The 24880-nt window shown below is 65.8% G+C and carries 21 protein-coding genes and 1 pseudogene; 5 read left to right on the plus strand and 17 right to left on the minus strand.

What is annotated here, in order from left to right:
- Positions 1 to 72 precede the first annotated feature (72 nt).
- The 3 genes from glpK to AC50YA_RS15650 form a co-directional block, all read right to left on the minus strand.
- Positions 73 to 1587: a glycerol kinase GlpK gene (gene glpK, locus AC50YA_RS15640; RefSeq protein WP_494983168.1), complete on the minus strand. Its 1515-nt coding sequence runs from the start codon at positions 1585 to 1587 to the stop codon at positions 73 to 75.
- 47 nt (positions 1588 to 1634) lie between these two features.
- The gene (locus AC50YA_RS15645; RefSeq protein WP_494983169.1) at positions 1635 to 2387 is read right to left on the minus strand and encodes an MIP/aquaporin family protein; all 753 of its coding nucleotides are present in this window, start codon (positions 2385 to 2387) and stop codon (positions 1635 to 1637) included.
- A 93-nt stretch (positions 2388 to 2480) separates the two neighbouring features.
- On the minus strand, positions 2481 to 4292 hold the full coding sequence (locus tag AC50YA_RS15650; protein WP_494983170.1) for a glycerol-3-phosphate dehydrogenase/oxidase: 1812 nt from the start codon (positions 4290 to 4292) through the stop codon (positions 2481 to 2483).
- Positions 4293 to 4416: 124 nt separating this feature from the next.
- Here AC50YA_RS15650 and AC50YA_RS15655 point away from each other — a divergent pair, with 124 nt between their 5' ends.
- The 4 genes from AC50YA_RS15655 to AC50YA_RS15670 are packed head-to-tail and all read left to right on the plus strand — an operon-like array spanning position 4417 to position 8285.
- Positions 4417 to 5391, plus strand: coding sequence for a sugar-binding transcriptional regulator (locus AC50YA_RS15655; RefSeq protein WP_494983171.1), 975 nt, complete (start codon positions 4417 to 4419; stop codon positions 5389 to 5391).
- A 10-nt stretch (positions 5392 to 5401) separates the two neighbouring features.
- Positions 5402 to 6271, plus strand: coding sequence for an aldo/keto reductase (locus tag AC50YA_RS15660; protein ID WP_494983172.1), 870 nt, complete (start codon positions 5402 to 5404; stop codon positions 6269 to 6271).
- An 11-nt stretch (positions 6272 to 6282) separates the two neighbouring features.
- Positions 6283 to 7212 (plus strand): alpha/beta fold hydrolase, encoded by a 930-nt coding sequence (locus AC50YA_RS15665; RefSeq protein ID WP_494983173.1) that lies wholly within the window; start codon positions 6283 to 6285, stop codon positions 7210 to 7212.
- On the plus strand, positions 7209 to 8285 hold the full coding sequence (locus tag AC50YA_RS15670; protein ID WP_494983174.1) for a glycosyltransferase family 4 protein: 1077 nt from the start codon (positions 7209 to 7211) through the stop codon (positions 8283 to 8285). Before AC50YA_RS15665 ends, AC50YA_RS15670 begins: the two co-directional genes overlap by 4 nt.
- Before the next feature lie 19 nt (positions 8286 to 8304).
- On the opposite strand, the gene AC50YA_RS15675 is transcribed toward AC50YA_RS15670, so the two are convergent.
- From AC50YA_RS15675 to pyrR, 13 genes are all read right to left on the minus strand, one after another.
- Positions 8305 to 10452: a primosomal protein N' gene (locus AC50YA_RS15675; RefSeq protein WP_494983175.1), complete on the minus strand. Its 2148-nt coding sequence runs from the start codon at positions 10450 to 10452 to the stop codon at positions 8305 to 8307.
- An 11-nt stretch (positions 10453 to 10463) separates the two neighbouring features.
- Complete coding sequence (gene metK, locus AC50YA_RS15680) at positions 10464 to 11699, minus strand: methionine adenosyltransferase (RefSeq protein ID WP_494983176.1); 1236 nt, start codon at positions 11697 to 11699, stop codon at positions 10464 to 10466.
- Between the two features lie 78 nt (positions 11700 to 11777).
- Positions 11778 to 13028, minus strand: a complete 1251-nt coding sequence (coaBC, locus tag AC50YA_RS15685; RefSeq protein ID WP_494983177.1) for a bifunctional phosphopantothenoylcysteine decarboxylase/phosphopantothenate--cysteine ligase CoaBC — start codon at positions 13026 to 13028, stop codon at positions 11778 to 11780.
- 28 nt (positions 13029 to 13056) lie between these two features.
- Positions 13057 to 13317, minus strand: coding sequence for a DNA-directed RNA polymerase subunit omega (gene rpoZ / locus AC50YA_RS15690; protein ID WP_185260634.1), 261 nt, complete (start codon positions 13315 to 13317; stop codon positions 13057 to 13059).
- Between the two features lie 39 nt (positions 13318 to 13356).
- On the minus strand, positions 13357 to 13929 hold the full coding sequence (gene gmk / locus AC50YA_RS15695; RefSeq protein WP_494983178.1) for a guanylate kinase: 573 nt from the start codon (positions 13927 to 13929) through the stop codon (positions 13357 to 13359).
- Between the two features lie 47 nt (positions 13930 to 13976).
- Complete coding sequence (mihF, locus tag AC50YA_RS15700; protein WP_494983179.1) at positions 13977 to 14294, minus strand: integration host factor, actinobacterial type; 318 nt, start codon at positions 14292 to 14294, stop codon at positions 13977 to 13979.
- 109 nt (positions 14295 to 14403) lie between these two features.
- Positions 14404 to 15276 carry an orotidine-5'-phosphate decarboxylase gene (gene pyrF, locus AC50YA_RS15705; RefSeq protein WP_494983180.1) on the minus strand — a complete coding sequence of 291 codons (873 nt, stop codon included), beginning with the start codon at positions 15274 to 15276 and terminating at the stop codon, positions 14404 to 14406.
- Positions 15269 to 18613 carry a carbamoyl-phosphate synthase large subunit gene (gene carB, locus AC50YA_RS15710; protein ID WP_494983181.1) on the minus strand — a complete coding sequence of 1115 codons (3345 nt, stop codon included), beginning with the start codon at positions 18611 to 18613 and terminating at the stop codon, positions 15269 to 15271. The genes pyrF and carB overlap by 8 nt, the downstream gene beginning before the upstream one ends.
- Positions 18613 to 19884, minus strand: a complete 1272-nt coding sequence (carA, locus tag AC50YA_RS15715; protein WP_494983187.1) for a glutamine-hydrolyzing carbamoyl-phosphate synthase small subunit — start codon at positions 19882 to 19884, stop codon at positions 18613 to 18615. The genes carB and carA overlap by 1 nt, the downstream gene beginning before the upstream one ends.
- Positions 19865 to 20386, minus strand: coding sequence for a PH-like domain-containing protein (locus AC50YA_RS15720; protein WP_494983182.1), 522 nt, complete (start codon positions 20384 to 20386; stop codon positions 19865 to 19867). The genes carA and AC50YA_RS15720 overlap by 20 nt, the downstream gene beginning before the upstream one ends.
- On the minus strand, positions 20386 to 21732 hold the full coding sequence (locus AC50YA_RS15725) for a dihydroorotase (protein ID WP_494983183.1): 1347 nt from the start codon (positions 21730 to 21732) through the stop codon (positions 20386 to 20388). Before AC50YA_RS15725 ends, AC50YA_RS15720 begins: the two co-directional genes overlap by 1 nt.
- Complete coding sequence (locus AC50YA_RS15730; RefSeq protein WP_494983184.1) at positions 21732 to 22775, minus strand: aspartate carbamoyltransferase catalytic subunit; 1044 nt, start codon at positions 22773 to 22775, stop codon at positions 21732 to 21734. Before AC50YA_RS15730 ends, AC50YA_RS15725 begins: the two co-directional genes overlap by 1 nt.
- A complete protein-coding gene (pyrR, locus tag AC50YA_RS15735; RefSeq protein ID WP_459308566.1) occupies positions 22772 to 23359 on the minus strand; it encodes a bifunctional pyr operon transcriptional regulator/uracil phosphoribosyltransferase PyrR in 588 nt (195 codons plus the stop codon). The genes AC50YA_RS15730 and pyrR overlap by 4 nt, the downstream gene beginning before the upstream one ends.
- A gap of 99 nt (positions 23360 to 23458) precedes the next feature.
- Between pyrR and AC50YA_RS15740 the strand changes: the two genes are divergently transcribed.
- The gene (locus tag AC50YA_RS15740; RefSeq protein ID WP_494983185.1) at positions 23459 to 24721 is read left to right on the plus strand and encodes a PrsW family intramembrane metalloprotease; all 1263 of its coding nucleotides are present in this window, start codon (positions 23459 to 23461) and stop codon (positions 24719 to 24721) included.
- Positions 24722 to 24746: 25 nt separating this feature from the next.
- Here AC50YA_RS15740 and AC50YA_RS15745 read toward each other — a convergent pair.
- Positions 24747 to 24880: pseudogene (locus tag AC50YA_RS15745) on the minus strand (triosephosphate isomerase); the annotation flags it as partial.

The following is a 24880-nucleotide window of genomic DNA, read 5'->3' on the forward strand; positions in this document are numbered from 1 at the left end:
ACCTCGCCCGGGTGTGGTGGGCACCGCGAAGCGGGCGGGGCAGGTGCGGCTTCCGTCAACGACGGACTCAGGCTATTTCACGTCCTCGTCGACCCAATCCATGGACTTCGTGACCGCCTTCTTCCAGAGGCGCATCTGCCGGTCCTGCTCCGCCTTGTCCAGCTTGGGTTCCCACCGCTTGTCTTCGGACCAGTTGGACGAGAGCTCGCCAAGGTCCTTCCAGAAGCCGACGGCGAGGCCGGCTGCGTAGGCGGCGCCCAGTGCGGTGGTTTCCACTACCTTCGGCCGGATCACCGGAACGCCCAGGATGTCCGCCTGGAACTGCATCAGCGCGTCGTTGGCGACCATGCCGCCGTCGACCTTCAGCTCAGTGAGCGGAACGCCGGAGTCAGCGTTGACTGCGTCCAGTACCTCGCGGGTCTGGAAGGCTGTGGCCTCCAGCGCCGCCCGGGCGATGTGGTTCTTGTTGACGAACCGGGTCAGGCCGACAATGGCGCCGCGGGCATCCGAACGCCAGTACGGGGCAAAGAGTCCCGAGAACGCCGGAACAATGTAGACGCCGCCGTTGTCCGGCACGGCCGCCGCCAGCGTTTCGACTTCCGGCGCGCTGCTGATCAAGCCGAGATTGTCCCGGAGCCACTGGATCAGGGAACCGGTGACGGCGATGGAGCCTTCCAGGGCATAGTGCGTTGGGGCGTCGCCGAGCTTGTACCCGACGGTGGTGAGCAGTCCGTTCTTGGAGTGAATGATCTCCTCGCCGGTGTTGAAGATCAGGAAGCACCCGGTGCCGTATGTGTTTTTGGCTTCACCGGCCTCGAATGCCGCCTGGCCGAACGTGGCCGCCTGCTGGTCACCGAGGATGCCGGCAACAGGAACTTCGCGCAGCAACTGGGAGGTGTGCACGCTGCCGTAGACCTCCGAGGAGGACTTAATGGCCGGCATCATGCTCAGCGGTACACCGAAGATGCCCAGGATCTCCTCATCCCAGCTCAGCGTTTCGAGGTCCATGAACAGGGTGCGGGAGGCGTTGGTGACGTCCGTGGCGTGCACGCCGCCGTCAACTCCGCCAGTCAGGTTCCAGAGGACCCAGGAATCGGTGTTTCCGAAGACCAGGTCACCGGCGTCCGCCTTGGCCCGGGCGCCGTCGACGTTGTCCAGGATCCACTTGATCTTTGTCCCGGAGAAATACGTGGCCAGGGGCAGGCCCACCTTCTGCTTGAACCGCTCCGGCCCGCCGTCCTTGGCCAGCTCATCCACGATGTCCTGGGTCCGGGTGTCCTGCCAGACAATCGCGTTATAGACGGCCTCGCCCGTGGTTTTGTCCCAGACGACGGCGGTCTCGCGCTGATTGGTAATTCCGACGGCGGCGATATCGTGCCGGGTCAGGTTCGCCTTGGAGAGTGCGGAAGCGATCACCTCGCGGGTGTTGTTCCAGATCTCTGCAGGGTTGTGCTCTACCCAGCCCGCCTGCGGGAAGATCTGCTCGTGCTCCATCTGGCCCGAGGACACGATACTGCCGCTGTGGTCAAAAATGATGGCGCGGGAGCTGGTGGTGCCCTGATCGATGGCGATTACGTATTGGTTCATGGTGACGTCCTTGTCTGTATTTTTTGTGTGTGTTTTTGAAGCAGTTACTAGCCGGCGAGGGCAGGCATGATCATGGGAACCCAGAGGGCGACCAGACCGGCAAGCGTCCCGCCAACCAGCGGCCCCACCACGGGGATCCAGGAGTAAGCCCAGTCACTTGAACCCTTGCCCTTGATGGGCAGGAGTGCGTGTGCGATGCGCGGCCCAAGGTCACGGGCCGGATTGATGGCATAGCCCGTCGGTCCGCCCAGTGATACACCGATGCCCACCACGAGCAGGGCGACCGCCAGCGGCCCCAGGCCTGAGGGCGTCCCGCCAAATGTCAGGATGACGAAGACCAGGACGAATGTGCCGATGATCTCCGTGACGAGGTTCCAGGTCGTGGAGCGGATGGCCGGACCGGTGGAGAAGGTTGCGAGCTTGTTGGCTGCCACGGGCTCGGCATCGTAGTGCTGTTTGTACGCGGCCCAGCAAATGACCGCGCCCAGGAAAGCGCCAAGCAGTTCGCCACCGAAGTAGGTGAACGTGGACGCGACATCTACCGGGACGTCCGGAGCATACTCCTTGCCGCCCTTAACCAGTAGGCCCAGCGTGACGGCGGGATTGAGGTGGGCGCCGGATTTGGCGGCAACAAAAACACCCGCGAAGACGGCGATCCCCCACCCCCAGGTCACCATCAGGAACCCGCCGCTGTTGCCTTTTGTGCTCTTCAGGGCAACGTTGGCCACGACACCGCAACCCAGCAGGGTGAGCATCGCCGTTCCGAAGACTTCGGAAAGAAAAACAATTCCAAGAGACATCATTGACTCCTCTATTTTCTGTTTTCGGTCCTTCGCGGGTTGAAGGACCGTTGAACCGGAGCGCTTTGACGCCCCGGCTGCAGCCTGGCCTGCCTAGGCCACCAGACTGTGGATCTGCACGCCGTGGAAGCGTTCCAGCACCTCCCGCGCTCGATGGATCTCGTCAACCTTGGCTGCCGCATCCCAGCCGAGCGGACCGGAAAGGACATCGGCCACCTCGACGAGGAGTTCACCGGTCACCAGCCCCCGGAAGGCAAGCGACGTACGCCGGACCAGGACATCGATGAGGTGCCCGATCTGCTCATTCCGGGCCATGAACTCCAGCTCACGGACGCTGAGTTCGCGGGTGGAACGAAGCAGCCTGTCCGGGCCGGCATCAAGGTAGCTGATCACGTCGTCAGCCCTCGTGCCGTAGCGCGTCAGCAGGACGGCGGAGCGGTCAGCGTCCCGGCCGGTGCCCATGTGTGCCTTGATCCATTTCTGGATTCCGGCCTCATCCTCGGGGAAGCCGGCCCCGCCTCCGATGGCGAGCTTCGCCGTCGAGACCTTCCGTTCCATTCCCAGCTCGGCAAGCACATCATTTGCCATGTGCTCGGCCAATGCCCGGAAAGTGGTCCACTTGCCGCCCACCAGGCTGAGTACGACGGCGGTTCCTGCGCCGGGTGCCCCGGCAGCCGGGGTGCGCCGTTCAATCCGGTAGTCGCGCGAGACAAACCCGGGCTGCGTGGCGTCGTGGCGTGGCAGCGGGCGAACGCCGGAGAACGTGTAGACGATCTGGTCACGCTGCACGCTGATGTCCGGGAAGACGTGGCCGATCAGGTTGAAGAAGTACTCGATCTCCTCATCCGTGCACACCGCGTCCTGCGTCATGTCCGCGTTGATATCAGTGGTTCCCACCAGGACCCGGTCGCCCATGGGATAGATGAGGACGATCCGGCCGTCCGTGTGTTCAAAGAAGATCTCCCGGCCTTTGCAGGCCTCGAGCAGGACCGGGTGGTCCAGCACAATGTGCGATCCCTTTGTGCCGCCCATAAAGGCCGACGCCGCCCCCATGGCTTCGTTGGTCAGGTCCACCCAGGCGCCGGTGGTGTTGACGATGACGTCGGCAGTGAAATCGAACAGCTCGCCAGTCAGTTCGTCGCGGAGCTGGACCGTGGTGCCGGACTGTGTGGCAGCCCCGCCGAGAGAATGAAGTGCGAGGTAGTTGCTCGCCCGGGCTGTTGAGCTTTCCGGTCCGCCGGTGCCCTTGCCTGCCTTTTCGCCGTCCTGGAGCACATCGAGCGTGAGCCGCTCGGGGTTATGTACAGAGGCGTCGAAGTAAGTGGCAGCGTATTTGATGCCGGGGTGCAGCTGCGGCAGCTCGGCGAGGGCCCGCTTCCGTCCGCGGAACTGGTGGCGCGGCACGGCGCCGCCGTCGCGGGAAAACGAGTCATACATGCTCAGTCCCAGTTTGATCAGGAAGGCGCCTCGTTCCTTGGGCTTGCCCTGCTGCTTGTGCGTGAGGAACCGCAAGGGTGCGGACATGACCCCGGAAAAGGTGCTGAAAATCGGGATGGTGGTCTGGAGTGGCTTCACATAGTGCGGTGCGATCCGCAGGAGGCGGTTGCGTTCCACCACGGATTCCCGGACGAGGCGGAATTCCCCATTTTCCAGGTAACGGATACCGCCATGAATCATGTGCGAGGACGCACCGCTGGCACCCTGGCAGTAGTCGCCACGCTCCACCAGGGCCACGTCCACTCCCTGCAGGGCGAGGTCCCGGAAAGTTCCCACGCCGTTGATGCCACCGCCGATGATCAATACCTTGGCGTGCGGACGATTCCGCAGACCCTGCACCGACGCGCGCGGCACCGGGCTGTGGGCGGGCGTGGCTCCGCTGTGGCTGAATGAATCTTTGAGTCCCAAAACTGCTCCTTGGGTTTGTTGGCGTGCGGGCATCCGCCGGACGCTCCGTCGTTCTTCAACTATTGTTTGGAGTAATGGAAAATGGAGTCAAGCACTATGCACAAACGTGCAGAATGGAGTCCGAATGACGCCCTCCCGGAACTCAGATGCGCTCAGGGCTGCACAGATGTATTACCTTCAGGACCTGACCATGGACGCGATAGCCCGGGAACTGCGGACGTCCCGGTCCACCGTTTCCAGGCTTCTTTCGGCCGCCAGGGACACGGGTCTGGTCCAGATCCAGATCCGCAACCCGCTGGATACCGGCCCCGAACTCGAAAGCATGATCCGGCGCGAGTACAGCGTTGACGTGCACGTGGTTCCGGTAGTGGAGTCCCTGAACGAAGCGGAAACCCTGGACCGGGTGGCCATTCAGGCGGCACGCACCATCGGCCCCCTGGTGGATTCCAATGCGATTATCGGCGTCGCGTGGGGATCAACGCTCAGCGCCGTCAGCAGGCACCTCACCCGCAAGATCACGCACGATACCGTGGTGGTCCAGCTGAACGGTGCCGGCAACATGCACACCACCGGCATCACGTACGCGAGTGACATCATGCGCCGCTTCGGAAGTGCCTACGGCGCCCGCGTGGAGCAGTTCCCTGTTCCCGCATTCTTTGACCATGCAGCCACCAAAACCGCCATGTGGAATGAGCGCAGCGTGCAACGCATCCTGGACCTGCAGGCCCGGATGAGCATCGCCATCTTCGGCGTTGGATCCGTGCACGCCGACTACCCCAGCCACGTCTACGCGGGTGGCTACCTCGACGAAAGCGACCTCAAGGTGCTTGCCCATTCTGATGTTGTGGGTGACGTCGCCACGGTCTTTTTCCGGCGTGACGGATCCTCTGACGGCATCGTCCTGAACGAACGCTCCACGGGTCCGGCGCTTTCCCAACTGCGCCAGGTCCGGCGCCGGATCTGCGTGGTCTCCGGGGCATCGAAGATCAATGGCCTGCGGGGCGCCCTGTCCGCCGGCCTCGCCACCGACCTGATCGTGGATGAAGCCACCGCGCGCCGACTGGTGGGGTTTGGCGGTGTCGCCTGGCCCAATGGGTAAAGTCAATGCTATGAAAACCTCACCCCGGCTCAGCCTCAACAACGGTGTGCTGATCGACCAGTTGGGATTCGGGCTGTACAAAGTTCCGGCAGCAGAAGCCTCCGGCCTGGTGGCCACGGCCCTGGGCACCGGATACCGCCACTTTGATACGGCAGCCATGTACGGCAACGAAACCGGCGTGGCGCGCGGACTCGGCCCCGCCATGGATTCCGAAGGCAGAAGCGGCGGCTCCGGGGAATCCTCGCCTGGCCTGCGGCGCGAGGACGTATTTGTCACCACGAAGGTGTGGAACGATGACCAGGGGTACGACCCGACCCTGCGCGCCTTCGATACCTCCATGGTCAACCTCGGCCTGGACTACGTGGACCTGTACCTGATCCACTGGCCCTGCGCCAAGCGGGATCTGTTCACCGACACGTACCGCGCCCTCGAAACGCTGTACCGCGAAGGGAAGGTCCGGGCCATCGGTGTCTGCAACTTCCAGCCGGCGCACCTGGACCGCCTGCTCGAGAGTGCCGAAGTGGTGCCCGCCGTGAACCAGATTGAGCTGCACCCGTGGCTTCAGCAGGCGGAGCTCAGGGAGAAGCACCACACCCTGGGCATCCGGACCGAAGCCTGGAGCCCCCTGGGGCGCGGACACGTGCTGTCGGATCCCGTGGTCCTGGCCCTGGCGGCCGAACACGGCCGGACAGCGGCCCAGATCATTCTTCGGTGGCATATCCAGCTGCGGAACATCGCCATCCCGAAGGCAAGCTCCGAGTCCCGGATCAGGGAAAACCTGGACGTCTTCGGCTTTGAACTTTCAGACCGCGACATGGCAGCCTTGGCTGAGCTTGACCGCGGGCAGCGCACCGGTTCCCACCCCGACAACGTCAACTAGGACCGAGGGTCATGAAAACCGCCGATCAACAGCCATCCCCCGTGCCCTCCTTCTTCAGCGCCGGGCTGGCGGCCCGCACCAGGGTCGCCGACATAGTAATCAACGGCAGGGCCGTGGCGTACTGGACCTACGAACCCGTCCAGGCGACACCTGATACCCGCACCATCCTGGTCATCCACGGCTTCCGCGGTGATCACCACGGCCTGCTCCGGGTGGCAGACCAGTTGCCGGAAATGCGCATCATCATGCCGGACCTGCCAGGGTTCGGCAGCTCCGCCGCGTTCGCCTCCGGGAAACATTCAGTGGAACAGTACGGCACATTTGTCGCCGCGTTTATGGCGGCGCTGGGCCTTGGTCCGGACACTGTGCTGCTGGGGCACTCCTTCGGCTCGATCGTCGCCTCCCATTTTGTCGCGACCCACCCGGGCACCGTCACACCGCTGATCCTGATCAATCCCATAGCCGCGCCCGCGCTGGAAGGCCCCAAGGGGATCATGACCAAGCTGGCCGTTCTCTACTACCGGCTGGCGGCCCGGCTCCCCCGCCCGCTGGGACTGGCACTGCTGCGCAGTCCGCTGATTGTCAGGGTCATGAGCGAGGCCATGGCCAAGACGTCTAACAAAGAGCTGCGCCGTTTCATCCACGGCCAGCACCATGCCTACTTCAGTGCGTTCGCGAACCGGGAGAGTCTCCTCGAATCGTTCACGGCGTCGGTCAGCGGCCATGTGGCAGAGGTTGCCGGGAAGCTGGACCTGCCCGTGCTGCTGGTCGCCGGCGAAAAGGACGAGATTGCCACCCTGCCCGACCAGCACCGCCTGGCCGCGCTCCTCCCCGACGGTGTCCTCAAAGTCATTCCCGGCGTCGGCCACCTGATCCACTACGAAACGCCCGGCCTAGCCGCCCGCTTCATCCGCAGCTTCCTTAAGGACCACCCCGCGTGAAGATTGTCATCGATGCACGATTCACCCGGACCGACCACCACGACGGCATCAGCCGTTACGGGGCCAGCCTCATCGCCGCCACCGCGAAGGTTGCCGACGTTTCCATGCTCATCAGCGACACGCGTCAACTGGCGCTGCTCCCGGATGTTCCGTACACGTTAATCAACAGTCCGCTGTCCCTGTTGGAGCTGTTCGTGGCCCGCAGGATCAACCCGCTGGGGGCCGACGTTGTGGTGTGCCCCATGCAGACCATGGGCAGCTGGGGGCGCAAGTACGGCCTGGTCCTGACCCTGCACGACCTTATTTACTACGAGCACCCCGCTCCCCCGGGATTCCTGCCGGCACCGGTCCGTGTCCTGTGGCGCCTCTACCACAAGGCGTTCTGGCCGCAGCGCGTCCTCCTCAACCGCGCGGACACCGTGGCCACGATCAGCCGGACCACGGAAGCGCTGATGGCCAAGTACCGGCTCACCCATAGGCCGGTGCGGATCATCAGCAACGCCCCGCAGCCCGCGCAGGAACCGCGCGATCCTGCCGCCGGGGCGGACCATTCGCTGGTGTACATGGGCTCGTTTATGCCCTACAAAAATGTCGAAACGATGGTGGCCGGAATGTCTGAGCTGCCTGATTTCACGCTGCACCTGCTGAGCAGGATCACCGCGGAACGCCGGGCCGAGCTGGAGATCATGGTGCCGCCGGGTGCCAAAGTGGTCTTCCACAACGGTGTCACTGATGACGAATATGCCCTCCTGCTCAAGCGCGCCACCGCACTGGTGAGCCTCTCCCGCGCCGAAGGATACGGCCTTCCGCTGGTGGAGGCCATGGCCCTTGGCACGCCGGTCATTGCCAGCGACATCCCGATTTTCCGCGAGGTGGGCGGCGACGCGGCAACCTACGTTGATCCCGCCTCCCCGGCAGACTTCGCCGCGGCAGTGCAGAAACTCCGCGACGACGCCCACTGGCAGCAGGTGTCCCGCCGTTCCGTGGCGCGTGCCCAGGAGTTCAGCTGGGACGAATCCGCCCAGCAATTGGTGGACGTGGCCCACGACATCATGGCGCGGCGCGGCCGGTAGCTGACGCCGCGAGAGTCCGCTAAAGGACGTCCACTCCGTCCAGCCTGACCTGGACCCGTTCCGTGCTCCTCTTGGCGGCGGCCGCAGCCTTTGTTGCACGCAGCACGCGGGTGACCGTGGCTGCCTGCCCGTACGCAAAGAACAGCAGGGTGCGGGCGTCGTCCCCGGCCCCCGCGGCGGCTGCGGGACCGGTGAGTACCAGCGGGGCCGGACCTGCAGTCCGCAGCGCCACGCCGGAGGTGGCCAGCTCCTTCTCGACGGTCCCGGAAAAATGTACGACGGCGGCCCGGGGGCCGGTGATCGAGGCAATCCTGACCGCCGGCGGGAGCTGAAGTTCCATCCGGAGTTCGAGCTCACGCCGGGCGTACCCGGCCGGGTCCCACCGCAGCAACGCGCCAACAGCTACGCTTTCCGTCGCGGTGATGACCACCAGTCCGCCGTCGGACGCCGGGCGCACCAAAGCTGCGGCGTTGAACCAGCGGCGTACAGTGTCTTCCCCGGCGCGGAGGTTCTCCCGGCGCAGCAGGGAGTCGCCGTCTAGGAGCAGGGCCGCAGCGTAACCGCCCTCCGCTACGGGCTCGGCCCCGACGGTGGCCACCACCAGGGCTTTGGCGCTGCCAACGCCGGCTTTGATGTTGCCGCCCGAAGACGTAATGACAGCTTTTCCGGGGAATGCCCGGCCCAGCTCTTCGGCTGTCCGCAGGACTCCGGTGGCGCCCTTGCGGAGCTTATGCCCCGCGCAGTGGGCACACTGCCACTCGGGTGCCGGCGTGGAACACCAGCGGCACTGCGGGACCGCAGAGTTGCCGCTGGTTCCCGCCAGGGCAAGGGGGCCCTGGCAGGCCTGGCACCGGGCAGGTTCGCGGCAGGTCTCACAGACGAGCGACGGGGCGTAGCCAGCGCGGGCCACCTGCACTAGGACGGGCCCACGTTCCAGTCCGTCCTTGGCGGCGCGCCACGCGGCACCGGGAAGCCGTGCAACCAGGGCGAGGGGGTCGCGTTCCTGTTCGAAGCTGTCCGCCGTGTTGAGCACCCGGGGCACAGTCCGTCGTGCGAACGCCCGATCGGCTTCAACGGGCATGGCCCAGCCGGCCTCCACCAGCCGCTGGAGTTCCGTGCTCCTGGAATGACCCGCCATCAGGCAGGCGGTGCCTTCCTGGTCCGCTCGCAGCAACAGCACGTCGCGGCTATGGGCGTACGGGGCACGCTGTTCGATGTGGAGGTCATCGCCGTCATCCCAGCAGGCAACAAGACCCAGATCCCGAACCGGAGCAAATGCTGCAGAACGCGTGCCGATGGCTACGCGTGCGGACCCGGCCAGGAGGCGCAGGAAATTCCGGTAGCGGGGGGTGGGCCCGTCATCGGCCGTCAGCCGGGCGATATCATGGGCGGGCAGCACCGCCAGGAGCGCCTTTTCCAGCTGGTCCAGGTCCCGGTAGTCCGGCAGCACAACCACGGCGCCGCGGCCGGAGGCACGGACTGCTGCCACGGCCGTTGCCAGCAGGTGCGGCCATGCTGCCGGGCCGAATCCCTGGAGTGGATTGAAGACCGCCCGTGGAGATCCGCCGTCCCGCAGGTGGCGGACAAATGCCGGGCCGTTACGGTACCCGGCCCAGTCGGTCTCCGTCCCGGTAGTGACGTCCGGGCCAGTAACGGCCGCGACGTCGGCGTGAACGTCGGCGAGCGGATCCGGAGGTGCAGGCTCCGCTGCGCGGGCCGTGAGGAACTCCTTCTCGAGCCTCGCCATACGCGGAGGCACCGCGACGCGAAGGACGTCACTGACCGTGCCCGCATACCGGGCCGCGACGGCGGACACCAAATCCCGGACAGGCGGCGTCAGGACAACGACCGGAGAGATCACTTTCTGCAGGGGCACCAGGGTGTGGCCGGCGTCGGATTCTGCGGTCCGCTCAATGATGAACCCGGACAGGTCCTGGCCGTTGAAGCTGACCTTGACCCGGACGCCGGCCTGTGCGGCCTCGTCCAGTTCGGCCGGCACGCTGTAGTCGAAGGGCCGGTCCAGATGCGGCAGCGGCGTCTCCACGAGGACCCTGGCCACCGGAAGGTGCGCGGCCAGCGGGGGGCCGGACGGCCTGGCCTTCGCCGGGAAGCCCTGCAGCAGCGACAACTGGACAGTGCCGGGAGGGACAGACTCATCAGAGGCCATGGCGGAGTGGCCTACGCGTTGAAGAAGGCCTTCAGGTCCTCCACACGGTCCAGGCGCTCCCAGGTGAAGTCGGGATCGTCACGGCCGAAGTGTCCGTGCGCGGCGGTCTTTGCATAGATGGGACGCTTGAGGTCCAGGGCATCGATGATGGCACGCGGGCGGAGGTCAAAGATCTCCGCGATAGCTGCGCTGATCCGTGCCGGATCCACCGTCTCCGTGCCGAAGGTTTCCACGTACGTGCCCACCGGACGGGCCTGGCCGATGGCGTAGGCAATCTGGATCTCGGCACGCTTTGCCAGGCCGGCCGCCACGACGTTCTTGGCAACCCAGCGCATCGCGTAGGCAGCGGAACGGTCCACCTTGGAGGGGTCCTTGCCCGAGAAAGCGCCGCCGCCGTGGCGGGCCATGCCGCCGTAGGTGTCCACAATGATCTTGCGTCCGGTCAGGCCGGCGTCACCGACTGGCCCGCCGATGACAAACTCGCCGGCCGGGTTCAGGATGTTGGCAGCCCGGGAGATGTCCAGGTTGGCTGCAGCCAACACGGGCTCAATCACAAAGGAGGCGAGGTCCGCGCGCAGACGGTCCAGGCTGGTTCCTTCGGCGTGCTGGCTGGAGATGACCACGGTTTCCACCGAAACCGGCACGTCCTTGTCGTAGCCGATGGTGACCTGGGTCTTGCCGTCGGGGCGGAGGTAGGAGAGCTCGCCGGATTTGCGCACTTCGGTGAGGCGTTCGGACAGGCGGTGCGCGATCCAGATCGGGACCGGCATGTATGAGGGGGTCTCGTCGCTGGCGTAGCCGAACATGAGGCCCTGGTCGCCGGCGCCCTGGAGATCGTAGTCGTCCTCCTGGCGTCCCTCGCGGGCTTCGAGGGAGTTGAACACACCGCCGGCGATGTCGTTGGACTGCTGGCCGATGGAGACGGACACGCCGCAGCGGGCGCCGTCAAAGCCGTTGGCTGAGGAGTCGTAGCCGATGCCGAGGATGGTTTCCCGGACGATCTGCGGGATTTCGACGTAGGCGTCGGTGGTGACCTCACCGGCAACATGGACCAGGCCGGTGGTGGCCATGGTCTCGACGGCGACGCGGGACTCGGGATCCGCGGCGAGCAGTGCATCCAGGATGGCGTCACTGATCTGGTCGCAGATCTTGTCCGGGTGGCCTTCAGTGACCGACTCGGACGTGAAGAGCCGGAGGGCGGAGGGCGTGGCCCCGTGGGTGTGGGGAATGTGCAGCGGTAAAGTCACTCAACTACCTTACTGGTTGGGAATCGGACGTCCGGCGGCATGTGTCCCCGTGCTAAGGAAACGCTGCTTGGCTTTCGGTCAGGCGCGTGGCGAAACGTGGTTCAGCTCATAGCCGACCCGCGTAATGACGGCGACCGAAACCTCTGTTTTGGATCCGGCAGCCAGTTGTGGTTCGGCGCCCGAGCGGGCAAGGATGACTACCGAGTTGCTGTCCTGGCCAAAGACCTTGTCCGCTCCCACATGATTGACCACCAGGAGATCGCAGCCCTTGCGCTTGAGCTTTGCCTCCGCGTAGGAGAGGACATCGCCTTGGCCGTCACCGGTTTCGGCCGCGAAGCCCACAATCAGCTGGCTGCGGCGGGTGGCCTGTTTTTCAGTGGCATGGTCCCGGAGCTCAACCAGTTCCTGCAGGATGTCCGGGTTCCGGACCAGGGAAATGACGGGGTCAGCGGTGTCATCACGTTTTTTGATCTTGGTGCCGGAGATCTCCGCGGGGCGGAAGTCCGCCACGGCCGCCGCCATAATCACGACGTCGGAATCCGCCGCGGCTGCCAGCATCGCCTCGCGCAACTCCAGGGCAGTCTCAACGGTCACCACGTCGACGCCGGCCGGCGTCGGGACCTCCATATGGGCGGCGACCAGCCGCACCGTTGCTCCGGCATTGCGGGCAGCAACAGCCAGCGCCACGCCTTGCTTTCCGGAGGACCGGTTGCCCAGGAAACGGACAGGGTCCAGCGGTTCCCGGGTTCCGCCGGCGCTGACGGTGACGGTCCGGCCGGCCAGCGGAAGCTGGTAATCGGACTGACCTTGGGCAAGCGCCATGGCGGCGTCGAAGATGGCTTCGGGCTCAGGCAGGCGGCCGGGACCGGAGTCCGTGCCGGTGAGCCGGCCGCTGGCCGGTTCAAGGACCGCCACTCCCCTGCTTCGCAGCGTTTCAACGTTGGCGCGGGTGGCGGCGTGCTGCCACATTTCTGTGTGCATGGCGGGGGCGAAAAGCACCGGGCCGCTGGCCATCAGCAGCGTGTTGGTGAGGAGGTCATTGGCTTGTCCGGTGGCAGCGCGCGCCAGCAGGTCCGCCGTCGCAGGTGCCACCACGATCAGGTCCGCCTCATGGCCGAGCCTGACGTGGTTGACCTGGTACACGTCGTCGAAGACGCTGTTGCTGACCGGGTTCCCGGACAGGGCCTCCCACGTGGCGACACCCACAAAGCGGGTAGCCGCTTCGGTGGGAATCACCGTGACATTGTGGCCGGCTTCAGTAAAAAGCCGGAGGAGCGATGCGACCTTGTAGGCCGCAATCCCTCCCCCGACTCCGAGGACTATGCGCACGTGACCTCCGTCAACAGGCAGTCTGAAGTTACTCTGCGGCTACGATCGGCGTGGAAACGAGCTTGCCTTCGTTGATTTCGCGCAGGGCGATCGACAGCGACTTCTCGTTCAGCTTGGTGTCGACCAGCGGGCCGACATACTCGAACAGGCCCTCGTGCAGCTGGGCGTAGTAAGCGTTGATCTGACGTGCACGCTTGGCACCGAAGATCACCAGGCCGTACTTGGAATCAGCTGCCTTCAGCAGCTCGTCGATCGGAGGGTTGATGATGCCTTCAAGGTTCGTGGACACGAATTCTCCAAATTCTAACGGGCCGATCCGACCCTGCGTCTAGTGCGGGTGCGGGGTCAGCCCCATGAGTGAAACAAGCTCGTCCGCTGCGCGTCGAACGTCATCATTGATGACGGTGTGGTCGAACTCCGGCTCAGCGGCAAGTTCCAGTTTAGCGGTTTCCAGACGGCGCTGCTGTTCCTGCGCTGTTTCCGTGCCGCGACCCACCAGCCGGCGGACCATTTCTTCCCAGGTGGGCGGTGCCAGGAACACAAACTGGGCGTCCGGAACGGCCTCTTTGACCTGTCGTGCACCCTGGAGATCGATCTCCAGGAGGACGGACCTGCCAGCGGCGATGGCCTGGTCCACGGAACTCCGCAGCGTGCCGTAGGTGTTTTGGCCGTGGACTACTGCCCACTCCAGGAACTCGCCGGCCGCAATGAGCGACTCGAACTCTTCCTTGGACTTGAAGAAGTAGTGGACGCCATCCTGCTCACCGGGCCGCGGAGCGCGGGTGGTGGCCGATACGGAAAGCCAGACTTCGGGGTAGTTATCCCGGATGTAGGTGGACACGGTGCCTTTGCCAACAGCCGTCGGACCAGCGAGGACTGTCAGTCCCGGTTTCTTGCTCACGTATTCCTTTGCGGCGGAGTTTGGGTTCGGGCGCCTCTAGGAACGCCCTATTTCTCGTCTATAAAATCTACCAGCGCCTGGCGCTGGTGAATGCCCAGGCCGCGGATCCGGCGGGACGCAGCGATGCCCAGCTGTTCCATAATGGCGGCAGCCCTGACTTTTCCAATGCCAGGCAGGGCCTCCAACAGCTCCACCACCCGCATCCGGGCCAAGGCGTCGTCCGCGGCGGCGGCGTCAATGAGGTCCGCGGCCGACGTCTTGCCGTTCTTGAGGCGATCTTTCGCGGCCGCCCGGGCGGCCCGGGCGGCGGCCGCCTTGTTCAGGGCGGCCGCGCGTTCCGAAGCGGATAAGGGTCGCAGGCTCATGGAGGACACCCCCGGATTCATCGGCTGAGTCCAAGGCGACCGCCATTGGACTTGTCCTGAAACCTACCCCTTGGCGGGCGGTGAATCAATGGATGCCACCATTAGGCACCTATTCGCCGAGGAGCCCAACAAGCGTCCGCAACGCAGCATTACGGAGGCCCTGAACCCCTGGACCGGCAGCCAGGATATCCCGGCTGGACGTCCCCAGGACCTGCGGGTACGCGGCCCCGAAGGTCCTGCGGAGGTCCGCAGGGGTGGCCCCCTGGGCGCCCAGTCCCGGGGCGAGGATCGGTCCGTGCACCGCCGGCAGGTCCAGGTGCAGGTCAGTCAACGCTGACCCCACGGTGGCGCCGACGACGAGTCCCACGGACCCCAGGCTGCCGGCATAACGGCTGTTCTCTGCCGCTGCCGCCTCGACGATCCGCCGGGCCACGGAGTCGGCTCCGCCCACATGCTGCACGGAAGCCCCCTCCGGATTGGAGGTCAGCGCCAGGACAAATACACCACGGCCGTTGTCCGCCGCCAGGTCAAGGGCCGGGCGGAGCGACTCAAACCCCAGGTACGGGCTGAGGGTCACGGAGTCGGCTGCCAGGGACGACCCGTCCCGCAGCCAGGCGTCCGCGTAGGCAGCCATCGTGGAGCCGATGTCCCCCCGCTTGGCGTCGGCAATGGTGAGGACCTGTGCCTGCGCTGCCGCTGCCAGGACCTCTTCAAGGACTGCCATCCCGGCCGAGCCGTGCCGCTCGTAAAGCGCCACCTGCGGCTTCACCGCGGCAGCGAGGGAACCGACAGCCTCCAGGACAGTCAGCGAGAACCGCCTCAGCCCAGCGGCGTCGTCGGCCAGTCCCCACTCCTTCAGGAGTGCCGGGTGCGGGTCAATGCCCACGCACAGCGGCCCGCGGGACGCCATGGCCGCCCCGAGCCGGGAGCCGAAAGACTCCCGGCCGGCGGGGCCTGAAGAGGCTGAACCGGCCTCAGGCATTCTGTGAAACCGCAGACTCGGCTGCCGCGTTCTCCGCGGCTGCCTTCTGGGACGCCACCAGGGCCGCTGCGTGCTCCTGCAGGCTGGTCACTGACCACTCGTAGGTGCGCATGGCCTCGATGGCCTGCACCGCGGCGTTGAACTCTGCCACCGTGGTGATGCAGGGGATGCCGATGGAGGTCGCGGCGGCACGCAGGGCGTAGCCGTCGCTGCGGGCTTCCCCGCCGGAGGGGGTGTTGAAGACCATGTCGATCTCGCCGGCGATGACGAGGTCTGCGATGGTGCCCTCACCTTCGGCGCTGCTGCCCTCGGCGACCTTGCGGACCGTGCTGGCCTGGATGCCGTTGCGGCGCAGGACGTCGGCGGTGCCACCGGTGGAGACGATCTCAAAGCCGAGGTCCGAGAGGCGCTTGACGGCCATGATGACCGCACGCTTGTCCCGGTTGGCCACGGAGACGAAGATCTTGCCTTCAGTGGGCAGGGCGTTGTTGGCGGCTGCCTGGCTCTTGGCGAAGGCGGTGTCGAAGTGCTTGTCGATGCCCATGACTTCGCCGGTGGACCGCATCTCCGGGCCGAGCAGCGAGTCCACGACCTTGCCTTCGGGGGTACGGAAGCGGCTGAACGGAAGCACGGCTTCCTTGACCGAAACGGGAGCGTCGAGCGGCAGCGTGGAGCCGTCGCCGGTTTCCGGCAGCATCTTGTAGGCGGTCCGGAGCTGGTGGATGGTCACACCCGTGCCGATCAGCGCGGCGGCCTTGGCCATCTGGACGCCCGTGGCCTTGGAGACGAACGGCACGGTGCGGGATGCACGCGGGTTCGCTTCGAGCACGTAGAGAACGTCCGAGGCCAGCGCGAACTGGATGTTGATGAGGCCGCGGACGCCCACGCCCTCGGCGATGGCGCGGGTTGCCGTGCGGACACGTTCGATCACGTTGTTGCCCAGGGTGATGGGAGGCAGGACACACGCGGAGTCGCCGGAGTGGATGCCGGCCTCCTCGATGTGTTCCATAATGCCGCCCAGGTACATGTCGGTGCCGTCGAAGAGCGCGTCGACGTCGATTTCGACGGCGTCCTCCAGGAAGCGGTCGATCAGCACCGGGTGGTCCGGGGTGATTTCCGTGGCGTTGGCGATGTACCGGGAGAGGTTCGGCTCGTCATAGACGATTTCCATGCCGCGTCCGCCGAGCACGTAGGACGGGCGGACCAGGACGGGGTAGCCGATCTCGTCGGCGATCTTCTTGGCATCGTCGAAGGACACCGCGGTGCCGTTCTTCGGGGCGATCAGCCCGGCGTTGTCGAGCACGCGGGAGAACTCGCCGCGGTGCTCAGCGAGGTCGATCGCTTCGGGGGACGTGCCCAGGATGGGGACGCCGGCGTCGGCCAGCTGCTGTGCCAGCTTCAGCGGGGTCTGGCCACCGAGCTGCACAAAGACGCCCATCACGCCGCCGGTACGTTCCTCGGCAGCGATGACCTCGAGGACGTCCTCAAGGGTCAGCGGCTCGAAGTACAGGCGCGTGGAGACGTCGTAGTCGGTGGAGACGGTCTCCGGGTTGCAGTTGACCATCACGGTCTCGTAGCCGGCCTTGCGCAGCGCCATGGAGGCGTGGACGCAGGAGTAGTCGAACTCGATGCCCTGGCCGATGCGGTTGGGCCCGGAGCCGAGGATGAGGATGGACGGCTTGGAGTGCAGCGCAATCTCGTCCTCCTCGTCGTATGACGAGTAGTGGTACGGGGTGTAGGCGGCGAACTCGGCGGCGCAGGTATCCACCGTCTTGTAGACCGGGCGGATCCCGAGGGCCTGCCGGACACCGCGGACCACAGCTTCAGAGTTGTGCGTAAGGGAACCGATCTGCTCGTCCGAGAAGCCGTGGCGCTTGGCGCGCTTGAGCATCTCCACGGTCAGGGATCCGGCTTTGCGGATCTCGTGGGAGATCTCGTTGAGCAACTGGAGCTGGTCCAGGTACCAGGGGTCGATCTTGGTGGCTTCGAACAGCTGTTCCACGGTCGCGCCGCCGAGCAGGGCGCGCTGGACCTGGTGCAGGCGTTCCGTGGTGGGCCGCTTGGCCTTCTCGATCAGCTCCGGGACTTCCCATTCGGGGACGGAGGTGAAGTCCAGCTGCGAGCCCTTCTGCTCCAGGGAGCGGAGGGCCTTCTGCAGCGCTTCAGTGAAGTTGCGGCCCATGGCCATCGCTTCGCCCACGGACTTCATGGTGGTGGTGAGGGTGTCATCTGCAGCCGGGAACTTCTCAAAGGCGAAGCGCGGAACCTTGACCACCACGTAGTCCAGGGTGGGTTCGAAGGACGCCGGGGTCTTCTGCGTGATGTCGTTCGGGATCTCGTCCAGCGTGTAGCCGAGGGAAAGCTTGGTGGCGATCTTGGCGATGGCGAAGCCCGTAGCCTTGGACGCCAGGGCGGAGGACCGGGACACGCGCGGGTTCATCTCGATGACCACTACCCGGCCGGTGTCCGGCTCGATGGCGAACTGGATGTTGCAGCCGCCGGTGTCCACGCCCACTTCACGGATGACGGCGATGGAGATGTCGCGCAGGCGCTGGTATTCGCGGTCGGTCAGGGTCAGCGCCGGTGCCACGGTGATGGAGTCGCCGGTGTGCACGCCCACGGGGTCGAAGTTCTCGATGGAGCAGACCACCACGACGTTGTCGTTTTTGTCGCGCATCATCTCAAGCTCGTATTCCTTCCAGCCGAGGATGCTCTCTTCGAGCAGCACCTCGCTGGTGGGGCTGTACTGCAGGCCCTGGCCGACGATGCGGCGCAGGTCATTTTCGTTGTACGCCAGGCCGGAGCCGAGGCCACCCATGGTGAAGGAGGGCCGGACCACCATCGGGTAGCCCAGGTCCTCGGCCGCGGTCAGGGCCTCGTCAATGGTGTGGATGATGTGGCTGCGGGCCGATTCGGCGCCGCAGCGTTCCACCACGCCCTTGAACTTTTCACGGTCCTCGCCCAGCTCGATGGCGGCGATGTTCGCACCGATGAGCTCCACGTTGTACTTTGCCAGCACACCGTTCTTGTCCAGCGCGATGGCCGTGTTCAGCGCGGTCTGGCCGCCAAGGGTGGGCAGGATCGCGTCCGGGCGCTCCTTGGCGATGATCTTCTCCACCACCTCGGGGGTGATGGGCTCGATGTAGGTGGCATCGGCGAACTCGGGGTCCGTCATGATGGTAGCCGGGTTCGAGTTCACCAGGATGACCCGGAGGCCCTCCTCCTTGAGGACACGCAGTGCCTGGGTGCCGGAGTAGTCGAACTCCGCGGCCTGGCCGATGACGATCGGGCCGGAACCGATGACCAGGACGCTCTTAAGGTCAGTTCTCTTGGGCATTACTTCTTGTCCTCAGTCTTGGAATCGGTGGTGTTCTTGGTGCCGGTTTTGGTGACGGCCATCAGATCGATGAAACGGTCGAACAGGTACGCGGCGTCGTGCGGTCCGGCTGCGGCTTCCGGGTGGTACTGCACCGAGAAGGCGGGGATGTCCAGGCACGCGAGGCCTTCGACGACGTCGTCGTTGAGGCTGATGTGGCTGACCTCGACACGGCCGTAGCGCTCCTCGGGAGCCTGCGTGGCGCCGTCGAGCGGTGCGTCAACGGCGAAGCCGTGGTTCTGCGAGGTGATCTCCACCTTGCCGGTGCGGCGGTCCAGGACGGGCTGGTTGATGCCGCGGTGGCCGTAGCGGAGCTTGTAGGTGCCGAAGCCCAGGGCGCGTCCCAGGATCTGGTTGCCGAAGCAGATGCCGAAGTACGGCAGCTTCTCGTCCAGGACGGAGCGCAGCAGCTTGACCTGGGCGTCGGCTGTGGCGGGGTCGCCGGGACCGTTGGACATAAAGAAGCCGTCCGGGTTGACGGCCTTGACGTCCTCGAGGGTGGAGGTTGCCGGCAGGACATGGACCCGGACGCCGCGCTCGGCGAACCGGATGGGGGTCATGGCCTTGATGCCGAGGTCGATCGCGGCGATGCTGAAGCGCGGCTCGCCATCCCAGCCGTGGTCCTGGGGGTCCACCACGTAAGCCTCGCTGACGCTGACTTCCTCGGCCAGGCGGGCGCCTTCCATCGGGGCGCTGGCCAGGACCGAGTCAAGGAGTTCCTTGTCCGTGGCCTTGGCGGCCTCACCCGAGAAGATCCCGGCGCGCATGGTCTTGTGCTCGCGCAGGTGGCGGGTGATGGCGCGGGTGTCCACACCCTGGATTCCAACGATCCCCTGCTCGATGAGTTCCTCGTCCAGGGAGCGTTCGGAGCGCCAGTTGGAGGGGCGGCGGGCGGCGTCGCGGACGATGTAGCCGGCCACCCAGATGCGGCGGGACTCGGCGTCCTCGCTGTTCACTCCCGTGTTGCCGATGTGCGGCGCCGTCTGCACCACCAGCTGGCGGGCGTAGGAGGGGTCGGTGATGGTTTCCTGGTAGCCGGTCATGCCGGTGGCGAACACGGCCTCGCCCAGGGCGGTGCCCTGCGCGCCGTAGCTGGTGCCGCGGAACGTGCGGCCGTCCTCGAGGACCAGCACCGCCGGTGTGGGAACTGTGGTGGAAAGGGCTGCTGGTGCCGCAGCCTCTGCTTTTGCTGTCGCTGTTTCTGTCACTGTCTTACTTTCCACTCTGGGGATCTGCCTGGGGGGCTGCGGCGATCAATTTCTGAAGGGAGTCATAGAGGGTGTCTTTGTCGGCGGCCCGGCGGGTCCGGAAGCCCGTGTCGAGTTCGTGCGTTCCGAGGTCCCAGGTGAGGACCAGGAGGCCCTCCTTTTCCACGAACTTGCCGGCCATTCCGCTTTCCTGCCGGACGGCGGAGAGGCTTCCGGCCGGGATGTAGAGCGCCGGCGCACCGGTTCTGTCGAACAGGACGCCGTGCGGGTACACGCTGAGAACGGCATTGGTCCGGATGCCGAGGCTGTGTACCGCGATCCGGTCCAGCCAGTCTCCGGCGGTGGTGGACGCAACGTACTGGCCGTCGGCGCCGGCGAGCGGCACCCCGGGCGCCTCGGGTACGTCGGGCAAGCGGCCGACGTCGGCCTGCCGCCTGAGGCGGTTACGCCAGCCTGCCCAGATCATCAGCAGGACGACGGCGATGAGCAGCGTCGTGATGAGGCCGGTGAGTAGTTTGGTGTCCATCAGGAGGCGCCTGCCGCGGACGGTTCCCGGTACGGCGTGTTGAGTTTGCCGTCCAGGACGGTGGGGTGGCCCTTGTAGAAGGTGGCCACCACCTTGCCCGGCAGCTCCAGGCCGGCGAAGGGCGAGTTGCGGCCCATGGTTGCCATCTTGGCGGGGTCAACGGTCCAACGGGCAGCCGGGTCCACCAAAACAATGTTGGCGGGTTCGCCGGCGTCCAGGGGACGGCCTTGGTCCGTCATTCGGCCGATCTGCGCCGCCGCGGTGGAGGTCACGCGGGCGAAATCGGCCCAGGTCATGAGGCCGGTTTCGATCATGCTGTGCTGGACCACGGACAGAGCGGTTTCCAGCCCGGTCATGCCCATCGCAGCCTGCGCCCACTCGCATTCCTTGTGCTCGCTTGGGTGTGGGGCGTGGTCGGTTCCCACCACGTCGATGGTGCCGTCCGCCAGGCCGGCGCGCAGTGCCTGTACATCTGCATCCGTCCGCAGCGGCGGGTTGACCTTGTAGACGGGGTTGTAGCTGCGGACCAGGTCGTCAGTGAGCAGAAGGTGGTGCGGGGTGACTTCGGCGGTGACGTTGATGCCGCGTTCCTTGGCCCAGCGGATGATCTCCACGGAGCCGGCGGTGGAGACATGGCATACATGCAGGCGGGAGTTCACGTGCTGCGCCAGCAGGACGTCACGGGCGATGATGCTCTCCTCGGCGACCGCCGGCCAGCCGGTGAGTCCCAGGACGGCGGAGACGGCGCCCTCGTTCATCTGGGCCCCGGCGGTAAGGCGGGGTTCCTGCGCGTGCTGGGCCACCACGCCGTCGAACGCTTTGACGTACTCCAGGGCGCGGCGCATCAGCACGGGATCGTGGACGCAGAGGCCGTCGTCGGAGAACATGCGCACCTGGGCGCGGGAATCGGCCATGGCGCCGAGCTCGGCGAGCTGTTCTCCGGCAAGGCCGACGGTCACGGCGCCGACGGGGCGGACGTCCACCCAGCCGGCCGCGCGGCCCAGGCTGTGGACCTGCTCCACCACACCGGCGGTATCCGCCACCGGGTTGCTGTTGGCCATGGCGTGGACCGCAGTGAAGCCGCCCAGGGCGGCGGCGCGGGTGCCGGTCTCTACGGTTTCGGCATCTTCGCGCCCGGGTTCGCGCAGGTGCGTGTGCACGTCCACCATGCCGGGCAGTGCCACCAGGCCGGCGGCTTCGATCACGGTGGCGCCGTTCGCGTCTTTGTGGGTGGCAGCGGCTGCGCCCCGGGCGGCGATGACGCCGTCACTGATGAGCAGGTCCTCGGCCCCGGTGCCCAGGATCGATGCACCGCGGATCAGGTAGGTTCCGTTGTTCTCTGCCATCAGTTGCTCTCCTTGGTGGAATGGGCGGCGTTTGAACGCGCTGCATTGGTGTGGGCTGCGCCCGCTGTGGCGGCTGGTTCGCGGGTATCCCCGGAGAGCAGCAGATAGAGGGTGGCCATCCGGACCGAGACGCCATTGCGCACCTGTGCAAGCACGGTGGAACGGGGCGAGTCGGCGGCGGCCGAAGAAATCTCCAGGCCACGGTTCATGGGTCCGGGATGCATGATGATGGTGTCCTTCAGTCCCAGACTGTCCAGGGCCCGGAGCCGGTTGTCATCAAAGCCCCAGCGGCGCGAGTATTCGCGGGTGGAGGGGAAGAACGAGGCGTTCATCCGCTCGCCCTGCACGCGCAGCATCATCACGGCGTCCACACCCTGTGCCAGGGTGTCATCCATGTTGTAGCTGACCTTGCACGGCCAGTGTTCGACGCCGATGGGCAGCAGGGTGGGTGGCGCCACGAGGGTGACTTCGGCGCCGAGCGTGCGGAGCAGCCAGACGTTGGAGCGGGCCACGCGGGAGTGCAGGACGTCCCCGGCGATGGCTACGCGCATGCCTTTGAGGTCTGCCCCGATGGACGCGGAGCCCGCCAGCTGTGACCAGTGCCGGCGCATGGTGAAGGCGTCCAGGAGGGCCTGCGTGGGGTGTTCGTGGGTGCCGTCGCCGGCATTGATGACGGCGGCGTCGATCCAGTCCGTCGCGGCGAGCCGGTGCGGCGCGCCCGAGGCCCAGTGGCGGATCACGACGGCGTCCGCGCCCATGGCTGCCAGCGTCTGGGCTGTGTCCTTCAGGGATTCGCCCTTGGAGACGGATGAGCCTTTCGCGGCGAAGTTAATGACATCGGCGGACAGCCTCTTGGCGGCCGCTTCGAAGGAGATCCGCGTGCGGGTTGAGTCTTCGAAGAAGAGGTTCACCACGGTGCGGCCGCGGAGGGCCGGGAGCTTCTTGACTTCGCGGTCCCCAACGGCAGCCATTTCTTCGGCGGTGTCGAGGATGCGGATGGCGTTGGCCAGGCTGAGGTCTTCAGTGGAGAGGAGGTGTTTCACGCGCCGCCCTCGATAACCACTTCGTTGACTACGGAACCGTCGGCGGCAGTGTCGGTTTCCTCGAGGCGGACCCGGACCTTCTCGGCGGACGAAGTAGGCAGGTTCTTGCCCACGTGGTCGGCCCTGATGGGCAGCTCACGGTGGCCGCGGTCGATCAGCACAGCGAGCCGGACGATCCGCGGACGGCCGAGGTCGATGATGGCGTCAAGGGCGGCACGGATGGTGCGCCCGGAGTACAGGACATCATCAATGAGCACCACAACCTTGTTATCGATTCCCGTGCGCGGGAGCTGGGTGGGGTACGGCGGCCTGGTGGGCTGGTGGGAAAGGTCATCGCGGAACATGGTGACGTCCAGCTGCCCGACAATGGCGGTGGCGTCCACGGTGGGGTCTGCGGCTGCAATCTTGTGTGCGAGGCGGACGGCCAGCGGATAGCCGCGGCGCGGGATGCCCAGAAGGACCAGGTCCTGGGACCCTTTGTTGGCCTCAAGGATCTCGTGGGCGATTCGAGTGAGTGCACGGTCGATGTCCGCCTGGTTGAGGACAACCCTGGCTGGAACCGGTGCGTTTGTGACAGAAGTCAAACTCTCGTCTCCCCTTTCCCCGCCTCACGGGACGGAATTAAAAAGGATCATTTGCGTTTCAAAATTACCACATCGGCAGGGGCATCATAGGCTTCCAGTATGTCCATGCACCCTCATCAGCCGGGTTCCGGCCAGGCCGGTGGGCCAGCCGGCCCACCGGATCGCTTCCCCAGGCAGGCCAACCCCAGTTGGATGGGCCGGATTGAACCGGAGTACTACCGCCCGGCGCCCGGAACCAACGCAGCTCCCCTGCCGCCCCTGGGGCCTCCGCCGGCAAGTCTCGCGGGCAGGCGGTCCACCGGCCTCCTGGCGCTCACGGTGGGAGGCGCCGCCCTCGTCTTCCTGAGCCTGTTCCTGGTGGTCCCGTTCCTGCTGGCCAACACCGGCGTGGGAGGGTTCCTGGCGGGTTTTGTGCTGTCACTGATTCCGCTGTCCGCAGTGCTCCTGGCTGTCTACCTGATCGATAGGTGGGAACCGGAACCCAAACGGCTCCTGTTTTTCGCTTTTACTTGGGGCGCGGCCGTGTCCATCGCCGTCACGCTGCTGATCCAGCCGTTCTTTGCCCTGACCTTCCAGTTCAGCGACGTGGCTGACTTCCAGACGTTTATGGCCACCGTCCAGGCGCCCGTGGTGGAGGAGTTCGCAAAGTCCCTGGGCCTGCTGCTGATCCTGCTGCTGGCGCGCAAACATTTCGACGGGCCGGTGGACGGCGTGGTGTTTGCCTTCACCATCGCCGGCGGTTTCGCGTTCACCGAAAACATCCTCTACTTTGGGCGGGCCATCGCCGAATCCGCCAGCCCGGGTACGGATCTGGCCCAGGTCTTCCTGCTCCGCGGCGTGATGTCGCCGTTCGCGCATGCCATCTTTACTGGAACCACCGGACTCATCATGGGTTTCGCCGCCCGCCGCTGGCACTCCGGGGCCTCGGTGCTGGCCTTTGTCATCGGACTGATCCCGGCCATGCTGCTACACAACCGGTGGAACAGCATGGGCGCGGGGTTCCTGGCGGAGTACATCCTGATCCAGGTGCCCATCTTTGTGCTGGCCGTTGTGGGGATCATCCTGCTCCGCGTCGCTGAAAACCGGCTGACGCGCCAACGGCTGATGGAGTACTCCGCGGCCGGCTGGTTCAGCCCCGCCGAGGTGGAGCTGTTGGCCACACCGCGCGGCAGGCGGACTGCCCTGCAGTGGGCTGCCGGCTACAACCGCCGGCCGCAGATGAAGGCGTTCCTGCACTCCGCCACCCAGCTCGCCTTCATCCGGCAGCGTATCCTGAGTGGCCGCGATGTCCGGCTTCACCAGATGGAGGAACAGCAGCAGCTGCAGCGGATTCTGTCCCTGCGCGGCGCCGTCGCGGGCTGACCTTGGCGCTACGCGGTTCCTCCGGCTACGTTCCTTGGAGGGCTTTCGGCAGTGCCTCGTCGAGGACTTTGCCGAAGTTCGCCGCATCGTGGGCGAACCGGCCCAAAAAGAGTCCGGAGACGCCGTCGAGCGCGGGCAGCAGCCCTGGCTTGGCGGACC

The sequence above is a fragment of the Pseudarthrobacter sp. RHLT3-21 genome (assembly GCF_059383495.1).

What these genes read in the sequence shown, in the direction of transcription:
- glpK (WP_494983168.1), bottom strand. Translation starts at nt 1,587, where the DNA reads ATGAACCAATACGTAATCGCCATCGATCAGGGCACCACCAGCTCCCGC.
- AC50YA_RS15645 (WP_494983169.1), bottom strand. Translation starts at nt 2,387, where the DNA reads ATGTCTCTTGGAATTGTTTTTCTTTCCGAAGTCTTCGGAACGGCGATG.
- AC50YA_RS15655 (WP_494983171.1), top strand. Translation starts at nt 4,417, where the DNA reads ATGACGCCCTCCCGGAACTCAGATGCGCTCAGGGCTGCACAGATGTAT.
- AC50YA_RS15660 (WP_494983172.1), top strand. Translation starts at nt 5,402, where the DNA reads ATGAAAACCTCACCCCGGCTCAGCCTCAACAACGGTGTGCTGATCGAC.
- AC50YA_RS15665 (WP_494983173.1), top strand. Translation starts at nt 6,283, where the DNA reads ATGAAAACCGCCGATCAACAGCCATCCCCCGTGCCCTCCTTCTTCAGC.
- AC50YA_RS15675 (WP_494983175.1), bottom strand. Translation starts at nt 10,452, where the DNA reads ATGGCCTCTGATGAGTCTGTCCCTCCCGGCACTGTCCAGTTGTCGCTG.
- mihF (WP_494983179.1), bottom strand. Translation starts at nt 14,294, where the DNA reads ATGAGCCTGCGACCCTTATCCGCTTCGGAACGCGCGGCCGCCCTGAAC.
- pyrF (WP_494983180.1), bottom strand. Translation starts at nt 15,276, where the DNA reads ATGCCTGAGGCCGGTTCAGCCTCTTCAGGCCCCGCCGGCCGGGAGTCT.
- carB (WP_494983181.1), bottom strand. Translation starts at nt 18,613, where the DNA reads ATGCCCAAGAGAACTGACCTTAAGAGCGTCCTGGTCATCGGTTCCGGC.
- AC50YA_RS15720 (WP_494983182.1), bottom strand. Translation starts at nt 20,386, where the DNA reads ATGGACACCAAACTACTCACCGGCCTCATCACGACGCTGCTCATCGCC.
- AC50YA_RS15725 (WP_494983183.1), bottom strand. Translation starts at nt 21,732, where the DNA reads ATGGCAGAGAACAACGGAACCTACCTGATCCGCGGTGCATCGATCCTG.
- AC50YA_RS15740 (WP_494983185.1), top strand. Translation starts at nt 23,459, where the DNA reads ATGTCCATGCACCCTCATCAGCCGGGTTCCGGCCAGGCCGGTGGGCCA.